This window comes from Mesorhizobium sp. P170090, assembly GCF_057786115.1.
In genome coordinates this window covers 1,716,215-1,727,449 of record NZ_JBYNWH010000001.1, presented here as the reverse complement: position 1 = coordinate 1,727,449, position 11,235 = coordinate 1,716,215, and the positions used below count along the sequence as shown (strand labels likewise).

7 protein-coding genes are annotated in these 11,235 nt (G+C 54.2%); all 7 read right to left on the bottom strand.

The annotated features are described in order from the left end of the window. Positions 1-464: 464 nt before the first annotated feature. Entirely contained in the window at positions 465-1,505 is a 1,041-nt protein-coding gene (locus AC3EML_RS08385; RefSeq protein WP_031198794.1) for an LLM class flavin-dependent oxidoreductase, read from the bottom strand. A gap of 89 nt (positions 1,506-1,594) precedes the next feature. Then, positions 1,595-2,734 (bottom strand): histidinol-phosphate transaminase, encoded by a 1,140-nt coding sequence (gene hisC / locus AC3EML_RS08380; protein WP_352520145.1) that lies wholly within the window; start codon positions 2,732-2,734, stop codon positions 1,595-1,597. A 235-nt stretch (positions 2,735-2,969) separates the two neighbouring features. Further along, on the bottom strand, positions 2,970-3,344 hold the full coding sequence (locus tag AC3EML_RS08375; RefSeq protein ID WP_488376751.1) for a helix-turn-helix domain-containing protein: 375 nt from the start codon (positions 3,342-3,344) through the stop codon (positions 2,970-2,972). Between the two features lie 1,264 nt (positions 3,345-4,608). Further along, positions 4,609-5,403 (bottom strand): aminoglycoside O-phosphotransferase APH(3')-IIa, encoded by a 795-nt coding sequence (locus tag AC3EML_RS08370; RefSeq protein ID WP_000572405.1) that lies wholly within the window; start codon positions 5,401-5,403, stop codon positions 4,609-4,611. 178 nt (positions 5,404-5,581) lie between these two features. Continuing rightward, positions 5,582-7,003, bottom strand: a complete 1,422-nt coding sequence (sacB, locus tag AC3EML_RS08365) for a levansucrase (RefSeq protein ID WP_001022105.1) — start codon at positions 7,001-7,003, stop codon at positions 5,582-5,584. A gap of 19 nt (positions 7,004-7,022) precedes the next feature. Next, positions 7,023-8,834 carry a beta-glucuronidase gene (gene uidA / locus AC3EML_RS08360; protein WP_257825605.1) on the bottom strand — a complete coding sequence of 604 codons (1,812 nt, stop codon included), beginning with the start codon at positions 8,832-8,834 and terminating at the stop codon, positions 7,023-7,025. A 166-nt stretch (positions 8,835-9,000) separates the two neighbouring features. After that, positions 9,001-10,764, bottom strand: coding sequence for a nif-specific transcriptional activator NifA (nifA, locus tag AC3EML_RS08355; protein WP_352520144.1), 1,764 nt, complete (start codon positions 10,762-10,764; stop codon positions 9,001-9,003). Between the last annotated feature and the right edge of the window lie 471 nt (positions 10,765-11,235).

Sequence of the window (11,235 nt, the reverse complement as noted above, 5' to 3'; positions counted from 1 at the left end):
CAGCATCGTATCCGACCGCGGTGCACCACCATCATCGGGCGAGCTCGCTCGAGGTGTTGGCTGGGCGTCGCAAAGCCGCTCGCGAGCGCGCCCTCAATAGCGCCGTAGCGAGTGACGGCTTTGCTACCGACGGGCCGCTGATGAAGCTGGATTAGTGGGCGCCGCACCGACGCCGCCCCGGGCGAGAAGAACCTCCTGCGGCTGGCTATGGGCAACGACTAGCGCCAGCGCGACGAGCAGGCGCGTGCCGGCATCGCGACGCGCTCGGCTACCCTCTCCTTAGGATCGTGCATGTTCACACGATGGCCCAGACGCCAGCCAACGCACAAAGCTGGTATTCTGTGCCGCCTCCTCGTCGTCAGTTTGGCCTCCTCCCGATTGCCCGCCCCACCACGCGCACGCTCGAGCACGTGGGTGTGAGGAGCGCTGCACAAGGATGTAACCTCAGGCCGCGAATTTCATGGTCAGCCAAGTCGAGCCATGATTTCGGACTGAATGGTCGTCGCGGTGTAAAGGGAAGCATCTAGCGGCAGATTTCCAAATGCCATTTGACAAAGCAGGTAGTTGGCACCTGCCTCTTCCAACTGATCTAGCAGAGCTTTTCGCACAGACTCTGCTGATCCTACCACGCACAATTCACTCTCGACTGCCGCATCGAAGGTCAGCGGCAAGTTTGGTGGAGTGGGGATAGCGTTAAGCTCGTAAAGGAATTGGAAGCTCTTGAGCCAGCGTGCGTAAGCAGGTGCCGCGAGCGAATAGGCATGTGTGTCACAACGCCCAATCACGACCATGCGGAGCAATCCGACAAATCTCCCTTGATCCCCCCCGCCTGCGTTGTCCTCTCGATAGGCGCGGAACGCATCAGTAGTTTTGCGAACAGAAGAGGAAGGTCCTACACACGCGATATTTGTTCCATTCGCAGCGGCCCAAGCTGCGGACTCGGGTCGATTGGCAGCGACCCATGTGGGCGGATGTGGACGCTGATGAGGTCTTAGCGTCAAAGGAACGTCATTGAGATCAAAATGGCGGCCTTGATAGCATAGCGTGCCGACCTCCCTCGAATTAACAAGTATTTCCATAAGAATTTCGCTGGCTTCGGCATAACGGCCCGGCACCGCGTCCGCACCAATCCCGAAGTAGCCCAATTCGGTCGGGAGAGCACCGCGCCCTATGCCCAGTTCGAGCCTGCCACCGCTCAACTGGTCCAGCATACAGATCTCTTCGAACGCACGCAGCGGATGATAAAGCGCAAGCAGCATCACCAAGGGTCCGAGACGCAAGCGCCGGGTGCGCTGGGCGACGCTCGATAAGAACAGATTCGGCGATGGACCTCTCCCATGGGGAGTACAGTGGTGTTCTGCGAGATGATAGGCATAGAACCCTAGCTGATCGCACGCCTCTGCTAATATGAGGCGATCTTCGTACTGCCGGCCTATATCGCGGCCATCCTCATCCAAATGATCGAAGATGCCGAAAGCCAGGTTTGAAGGAAAGACGTTTGTCACTCTTTAAGTCCCCGATTTTAAAAGAAGGCTGTTTTCTTGCTGGGATCACCAAGCAAGTCGGAAGAGATGTGTTTGATCGCCGATTAGCGTCAGCGTAACGAAGAAGCAGAGCCTGACGCTTCCCTGCCCCTGGAGCTTGGCACCGTTAAGCTTCCAGCAATGTCGCCAGCGGCGGCAAGAAATTCATCCATCTGCTCTTTTGTGCCGATGCTGACGCGGATACAGTGTTCCAAGCCTTTGTCTGGAAAAAACGCGACAAGTATCTTTTGCCTCTCCAATGCTGCTTGCCACCATGAGCCGTCCTGTCCCGCGGGCACACGGGCCAGCAAGAAATTTGCGCGGGAGGGTGTTACGGAAAATCCGAGTTGCGATAGTGCAACTGTCACTCGCTCTCGTTCATCCTTGATGTGCTTGTGGTTGTCTGCGTAGGCGCCGCGATGCGCAAGCACGCTGATACCAACGGCATGCCCGATCACGTTCATGTTGAAGACGTTCTGGATGTTTCGCAGCCTTCCAATAATTTCAGGGTGACCGAAACCGAAACCGACGCGAATGCCAGCGGCGGCATAGCTTTTCGAGAATGACCTCAAGATCAGAAGGTTCGAATACCGGCTGATGAGGCGCAGTCCGTGATCGGGTGCAAAGTCGACGTAGGCCTCATCGAGGACAATCAAGCGGTCCGATTGTGCTACGAGGCATTCGATATCGCTTATCGGGAGGAATGTTCCGGTCGGATTGTTTGGATTGGCCAACATAATAAACTTGGCATCTTTTGCCGCACCGGAAAGCAATTGCTCCATTGGCAGGGAATGAGCTTGACATCCGATTTCGAGGAACTCAGCGCCCTGAAGCATGGCAAGTTTGCGGTTGAACGAAAACCCTGGCGACATCATCGCAACCTTGTCGCCGGGTGCGAGGAAAGCTCTGTAGATCAGTCCGAGCAGTTCAGACGACCCGTTGCCAGCGATGACCTGATCCCTGGAAACGCCATAGGTGCTGGACGCTGCTTCCCTCAATCTGAAGTTATCGTCATCCGGATATAGATACTGGCGCTTGAGGGCCGCCACTGCACTTTGCATTATGATTGGCGGCAACGGAAACGGGTTCTCATTCGTATTCAGCTTGATAAAATTTGCGTCCGGCGCTGGTCCGTTGGACGGCAGAGCATCCAACTGTCGTGTCACTTGCGAAAGAGCCGAAAGCACAGTTTGCAGTTTTGCGTCGGACATATTTAACTCCGTTTCAGTCACACAGGGGGCATCCGTATGAGCTCGCAACGAGAGCAACATGGCGGACGGGATTGACGATGGCAGGGTTGCCTTTCACACAATGGGCGCAGCGCCGGCTGAGATGGGAATTCAGCCAGGCTGTCCTCGGTCGAATCGAGTTGACGCGGACGCGGATCTGCATCGCTGCGCGGCGCCAAGGCGCTAAGCGGCTCAGCTCATGCCCAGGGTCATGCTTTCAAAGACGCTTGATCTCGACGCCGTATTTCCTCAGCACGTAGCCAATCTGGCGCGGGGTCAGCCCAAGCAAGCGCGCTGCCTTTGCCTGCACCCAGCCACATCTTTCCATGGCAGCAATGACGCGCTCTATATCGGGCGTCCTCGCGCCAATTGGGTGGGTTGCGCCGGCAAGCGGGTTAGTCGCGGCCGAACTGGCGGCCTCGTCCGGGGGCGTGGCCAAATTCGCTGACTCCGGCAGGATCGGCGGTGGTTGCAGCGCGGCCTTGCCCGATCTGCACTTCCACAGCGCCTCGGCAAAGCATTGGCCTTGGGAGCAGGCAAAGTCGTTTCTCCCGATTGACAGTCCCTCGGCCAGGATCGCTGTCCGGTGCACGCAATTTTCAAGCTCGCGAATTCTAGACAATTCGCACGATATACAGGATTTTGCCAAAGGGTTCGTGTAGACTTTCCTTGGTGTATCCAACGGCGTCAGCCGGGCAGGATAGGTGAAGTAGGCCCACCCGCGAGCGGGTGTTCCTTCTTCACTGTCCCTTATTCGCACCTGGCGGTGCTCAACGGGAATCCTGCTCTGCGAGGCTGGCCGGCTACCGCCGGCGTAACAGATGAGGGCAAGCGGATGGAAGCTCTAGTCTGATTAAGCATTGGTAACTGTCAGACCAAGTTTACTCATATATACTTTAGATTGATTTAAAACTTCATTTTTAATTTAAAAGGATCTAGGTGAAGATCCTTTTTGATAATCTCATGACCAAAATCCCTTAACGTGAGTTTTCGTTCCACTGAGCGTCAGACCCCTTAATAAGATGATCTTCTTGAGATCGTTTTGGTCTGCGCGTAATCTCTTGCTCTGAAAACGAAAAAACCGCCTTGCAGGGCGGTTTTTCGAAGGTTCTCTGAGCTACCAACTCTTTGAACCGAGGTAACTGGCTTGGAGGAGCGCAGTCACCAAAACTTGTCCTTTCAGTTTAGCCTTAACCGGCGCATGACTTCAAGACTAACTCCTCTAAATCAATTACCAGTGGCTGCTGCCAGTGGTGCTTTTGCATGTCTTTCCGGGTTGGACTCAAGACGATAGTTACCGGATAAGGCGCAGCGGTCGGACTGAACGGGGGGTTCGTGCATACAGTCCAGCTTGGAGCGAACTGCCTACCCGGAACTGAGTGTCAGGCGTGGAATGAGACAAACGCGGCCATAACAGCGGAATGACACCGGTAAACCGAAAGGCAGGAACAGGAGAGCGCACGAGGGAGCCGCCAGGGGGAAACGCCTGGTATCTTTATAGTCCTGTCGGGTTTCGCCACCACTGATTTGAGCGTCAGATTTCGTGATGCTTGTCAGGGGGGCGGAGCCTATGGAAAAACGGCTTTGCCGCGGCCCTCTCACTTCCCTGTTAAGTATCTTCCTGGCATCTTCCAGGAAATCTCCGCCCCGTTCGTAAGCCATTTCCGCTCGCCGCAGTCGAACGACCGAGCGTAGCGAGTCAGTGAGCGAGGAAGCGGAATATATCCTGTATCACATATTCTGCTGACGCACCGGTGCAGCCTTTTTTCTCCTGCCACATGAAGCACTTCACTGACACCCTCATCAGTGCCAACATAGTAAGCCAGTATACACTCCGCTAGCGCTGAGGTACCGGGTCAGAAGAACTCGTCAAGAAGGCGATAGAAGGCGATGCGCTGCGAATCGGGAGCGGCGATACCGTAAAGCACGAGGAAGCGGTCAGCCCATTCGCCGCCAAGCTCTTCAGCAATATCACGGGTAGCCAACGCTATGTCCTGATAGCGGTCCGCCACACCCAGCCGGCCACAGTCGATGAATCCAGAAAAGCGGCCATTTTCCACCATGATATTCGGCAAGCAGGCATCGCCATGGGTCACGACGAGATCCTCGCCGTCGGGCATGCGCGCCTTGAGCCTGGCGAACAGTTCGGCTGGCGCGAGCCCCTGATGCTCTTCGTCCAGATCATCCTGATCGACAAGACCGGCTTCCATCCGAGTACGTGCTCGCTCGATGCGATGTTTCGCTTGGTGGTCGAATGGGCAGGTAGCCGGATCAAGCGTATGCAGCCGCCGCATTGCATCAGCCATGATGGATACTTTCTCGGCAGGAGCAAGGTGAGATGACAGGAGATCCTGCCCCGGCACTTCGCCCAATAGCAGCCAGTCCCTTCCCGCTTCAGTGACAACGTCGAGCACAGCTGCGCAAGGAACGCCCGTCGTGGCCAGCCACGATAGCCGCGCTGCCTCGTCCTGCAGTTCATTCAGGGCACCGGACAGGTCGGTCTTGACAAAAAGAACCGGGCGCCCCTGCGCTGACAGCCGGAACACGGCGGCATCAGAGCAGCCGATTGTCTGTTGTGCCCAGTCATAGCCGAATAGCCTCTCCACCCAAGCGGCCGGAGAACCTGCGTGCAATCCATCTTGTTCAATCATGCGAAACGATCCTCATCCTGTCTCTTGATCAGATCTTGATCCCCTGCGCCATCAGATCCTTGGCGGCAAGAAAGCCATCCAGTTTACTTTGCAGGGCTTCCCAACCTTACCAGAGGGCGCCCCAGCTGGCAATTCCGGTTCGCTTGCTGTGGATCCATCGGCATTTTCTTTTGCGTTTTTATTTGTTAACTGTTAATTGTCCTTGTTCAAGGATGCTGTCTTTGACAACAGATGTTTTCTTGCCTTTGATGTTCAGCAGGAAGCTTGGCGCAAACGTTGATTGTTTGTCTGCGTAGAATCCTCTGTTTGTCATATAGCTTGTAATCACGACATTGTTTCCTTTCGCTTGAGGTACAGCGAAGTGTGAGTAAGTAAAGGTTACATCGTTAGGATCAAGATCCATTTTTAACACAAGGCCAGTTTTGTTCAGCGGCTTGTATGGGCCAGTTAAAGAATTAGAAACATAACCAAGCATGTAAATATCGTTAGACGTAATGCCGTCAATCGTCATTTTTGATCCGCGGGAGTCAGTGAACAGGTACCATTTGCCGTTCATTTTAAAGACGTTCGCGCGTTCAATTTCATCTGTTACTGTGTTAGATGCAATCAGCGGTTTCATCACTTTTTTCAGTGTGTAATCATCGTTTAGCTCAATCATACCGAGAGCGCCGTTTGCTAACTCAGCCGTGCGTTTTTTATCGCTTTGCAGAAGTTTTTGACTTTCTTGACGGAAGAATGATGTGCTTTTGCCATAGTATGCTTTGTTAAATAAAGATTCTTCGCCTTGGTAGCCATCTTCAGTTCCAGTGTTTGCTTCAAATACTAAGTATTTGTGGCCTTTATCTTCTACGTAGTGAGGATCTCTCAGCGTATGGTTGTCGCCTGAGCTGTAGTTGCCTTCATCGATGAACTGCTGTACATTTTGATACGTTTTTCCGTCACCGTCAAAGATTGATTTATAATCCTCTACACCGTTGATGTTCAAAGAGCTGTCTGATGCTGATACGTTAACTTGTGCAGTTGTCAGTGTTTGTTTGCCGTAATGTTTACCGGAGAAATCAGTGTAGAATAAACGGATTTTTCCGTCAGATGTAAATGTGGCTGAACCTGACCATTCTTGTGTTTGGTCTTTTAGGATAGAATCATTTGCATCGAATTTGTCGCTGTCTTTAAAGACGCGGCCAGCGTTTTTCCAGCTGTCAATAGAAGTTTCGCCGACTTTTTGATAGAACATGTAAATCGATGTGTCATCCGCATTTTTAGGATCTCCGGCTAATGCAAAGACGATGTGGTAGCCGTGATAGTTTGCGACAGTGCCGTCAGCGTTTTGTAATGGCCAGCTGTCCCAAACGTCCAGGCCTTTTGCAGAAGAGATATTTTTAATTGTGGACGAATCGAATTCAGGAACTTGATATTTTTCATTTTTTTGCTGTTCAGGGATTTGCAGCATATCATGGCGTGTAATATGGGAAATGCCGTATGTTTCCTTATATGGCTTTTGGTTCGTTTCTTTCGCAAACGCTTGAGTTGCGCCTCCTGCCAGCAGTGCGGTAGTAAAGGTTAATACTGTTGCTTGTTTTGCAAACTTTTTGATGTTCATCGTTCATGTCTCCTTGAGCTCATTGTTTGCCTCCCTGCTGCGGTTTTTCACCGAAGTTCATGCCAGTCCAGCGTTTTTGCAGCAGAAAAGCCGCCGACTTCGGTTTGCGGTCGCGAGTGAAGATCCCTTTCTTGTTACCGCCAACGCGCAATATGCCTTGCGAGGTCGCAAAATCGGCGAAATTCCATACCTGTTCACCGACGACGGCGCTGACGCGATCAAAGACGCGGTGATACATATCCAGCCATGCACACTGATACTCTTCACTCCACATGTCGGTGTACATTGAGTGCAGCCCGGCTAACGTATCCACGCCGTATTCGGTGATGATAATCGGCTGATGCAGTTTCTCCTGCCAGGCCAGAAGTTCTTTTTCCAGTACCTTCTCTGCCGTTTCCAAATCGCCGCTTTGGACATACCATCCGTAATAACGGTTCAGGCACAGCACATCAAAGAGATCGCTGATGGTATCGGTGTGAGCGTCGCAGAACATTACATTGACGCAGGTGATCGGACGCGTCGGGTCGAGTTTACGCGTTGCTTCCGCCAGTGGCGCGAAATATTCCCGTGCACCTTGCGGACGGGTATCCGGTTCGTTGGCAATACTCCACATCACCACGCTTGGGTGGTTTTTGTCACGCGCTATCAGCTCTTTAATCGCCTGTAAGTGCGCTTGCTGAGTTTCCCCGTTGACTGCCTCTTCGCTGTACAGTTCTTTCGGCTTGTTGCCCGCTTCGAAACCAATGCCTAAAGAGAGGTTAAAGCCGACAGCAGCAGTTTCATCAATCACCACGATGCCATGTTCATCTGCCCAGTCGAGCATCTCTTCAGCGTAAGGGTAATGCGAGGTACGGTAGGAGTTGGCCCCAATCCAGTCCATTAATGCGTGGTCGTGCACCATCAGCACGTTATCGAATCCTTTGCCACGCAAGTCCGCATCTTCATGACGACCAAAGCCAGTAAAGTAGAACGGTTTGTGGTTAATCAGGAACTGTTCGCCCTTCACTGCCACTGACCGGATGCCGACGCGAAGCGGGTAGATATCACACTCTGTCTGGCTTTTGGCTGTGACGCACAGTTCATAGAGATAACCTTCACCCGGTTGCCAGAGGTGCGGATTCACCACTTGCAAAGTCCCGCTAGTGCCTTGTCCAGTTGCAACCACCTGTTGATCCGCATCACGCAGTTCAACGCTGACATCACCATTGGCCACCACCTGCCAGTCAACAGACGCGTGGTTACAGTCTTGCGCGACATGCGTCACCACGGTGATATCGTCCACCCAGGTGTTCGGCGTGGTGTAGAGCATTACGCTGCGATGGATTCCGGCATAGTTAAAGAAATCATGGAAGTAAGACTGCTTTTTCTTGCCGTTTTCGTCGGTAATCACCATTCCCGGCGGGATAGTCTGCCAGTTCAGTTCGTTGTTCACACAAACGGTGATACGTACACTTTTCCCGGCAATAACATACGGCGTGACATCGGCTTCAAATGGCGTATAGCCGCCCTGATGCTCCATCACTTCCTGATTATTGACCCACACTTTGCCGTAATGAGTGACCGCATCGAAACGCAGCACGATACGCTGGCCTGCCCAACCTTTCGGTATAAAGACTTCGCGCTGATACCAGACGTTGCCCGCATAATTACGAATATCTGCATCGGCGAACTGATCGTTAAAACTGCCTGGCACAGCAATTGCCCGGCTTTCTTGTAACGCGCTTTCCCACCAACGCTGATCAATTCCACAGTTTTCGCGATCCAGACTGAATGCCCACAGGCCGTCGAGTTTTTTGATTTCACGGGTTGGGGTTTCTACAGGACGGACCATGGTTATACCTCCTTCTTAAAGTGTCCACATCATATAGAAGTTATCCGCTCACAAGTCAAGTAAGTCGACCTGTCCTCGGTCGAATCGAGTTGACGCGCACGCGGATCTGCATCGCTGCGCGGCGCCAAGGCGCTAAGCGGCTCAGCTCATGCCCAGGGTCATGCTTTCAAAGACGCTTGATCTCGACGCCGTATTTCCTCAGCACGTAGCCAATCTGTCGCGGGGTCAGCCCAAGCAAGCGCGCTGCCTTTGCCTGCACCCAGCCACATCTTTCCATGGCAGCAATGACGCGCTCTATATCGGGCGTCCTCGCGCCAATTGGGTGGGTTGCGCCGGCAAGCGGGTTAGTCGCGGCCGAACTGGCGGCCTCGTCCGGGGGCGTGGCCAAATTCGCTGACTCCGGCAGGATCGGCGGTGGTTGCAGCGCGGCCTTGCCCGATCTGCACTTCCACAGCGCCTCGGCAAAGCATTGGCCTTGGGAGCAGGCAAAGTCGTTTCTCCCGATTGACAGTCCCTCGGCCAGGATCGCTGTCCGGTGCACGCAATTTTCAAGCTCGCGAATGTTGCCGGGAAACTCACATTTCATCAGCACTTCAATCGCACGCGGATCGAAGGTGAGCGTACAGCCGTTCTCGTCGTTGAACTTCTTGAGAAACTCAGCTGCGAGGAGCGGAATATCGCTGCGCCTTTGGCGCAATGCTGGTACCAGCAAGGGAACCACGTTGATGCGGTAGTATAGGTCGGCGCGGAACTCATTCCTTGCAACCGCCTCTTCCAGGTTCCTGTTCGTGGCGGCAATCACGCGAACATCGACCTTGATGGTCTGATTGCTGCCGACGCGCTCAAACTCCTGCTCCTGCAGCACGCGCAGTAGCTTTGCCTGGAACGAGGCCGAGATCTCGCCAATCTCGTCCAGAAACAACGTCCCCTTGTCAGCGAGCTCAAAGCGCCCCTTGCGGGAATTGAATGCGCTTGTGAAGGCACCCTTCTCATGACCGAACAATTCGGATTCCAGGACTGTCTCTGGGAGCGCTGCACAATTGAGTTTAACGAAGGGCCGCTTGGCGCGCGGCGACAACTCGTGAATTGCCTTGGCAGCCAGCTCCTTCCCGGTACCGGACTCACCTCGCAGCAGAACTGTGGTTTTTGCCTTGGCTACGACCGCGATCTTCTCCAGCAGGGCGCTTATCGCCGGACTGTCACCAATCATCCCCTCGACGTGGACCTTTTTGCGCCGGGGTGCAGGGTGCTTAACATCAGAAAATTTCGTTTGCAGCCGATGTTCCAGCTCCGGCGTTCGCTCGCGGTCGGCCGCGGAGAAGCGATGCAACTTGACTGTCTGTCCCACCATGTTGGCAATCATGGTAAGCAGCCGGACATCATCGTCGAGCCGATAGCTTGACCTGCTTTCCAAAACCCGGTCCAAAGTCAGCGCGCCTATGGCGTTCCCATCAACACGAATGGGAACGCCGATGAACGACACGGTGTCGGAGGCCCCAAGCACCTCGATATCAGCGGCAGTGAAGGTCGGATGCATCGCTATGTCCTCGGCGAGGAGCGGCGTGTCGGTCGTCACAATCTGGTCGATGGCGTTGCGCGGCAGGCGCGACCGGGAGGGCTCATTGCCGTTCGTGCCGCAGCCGGTGGCCACTGTGATGTCCAGTCCGCCCTCGGCATCGCAGAGAGCGATGATGCCGTGCCGCATCTGCACAAACGAGTGCAGGAGATCGACTACCTTGGCCAACTTGAGTTCGAGCCGGGCGGCATCGGCGAGTACTTTCGATATTTCGAAGATGCCGGTTAGCGCGCGCTCGTGCAATGCCACACTCGCAGGATTCGTGTCGGACTTTGGACAACCCTTTATCGCATTCGGCAGCGATATGCCGCAGTCGCGGGCATTCTGTTCTGACTTGCTAATGTTGTGGTGCATGTGATCCTCGATCTCGCGCCATCAAATCTAGGCTGGCGGCATGTGCGCCCGCGACATCGCGGGCACGCGCGAAAATGCTCCGACGTGAACTCGTGCCGCCGCCGTGTGGTCGAGTGCAAAGCGGGTCTAGCCCTGACGCATCGCTTGGCTACTCCCTCCACGAGGCTTGGCCATGTTATTGGCTTGCCCCGGGCAAACACACGTTGTTTTCAAAAGACTGGAGCGAGGCGGCATAGTCAATCGAGCTTTCTTTCATCTGTGAAAGGAAACCTCGCGGCCTATGATAGGATTCATCAGTTCTATCTTTGCGTTGAAGCAGAAATACCTGGGCCGGCCATGCCTTGCCCGAGCCGCTGACCGCGCGGAGTGTAAATGCGGGGCCGTGCCATTCACCAGCGCCCGCGAAGGAGGGGCGGGAGCGATAATAACAGCCAACGGCACTGGTCGGTCGCGGCAACCGCCATCTTTCTC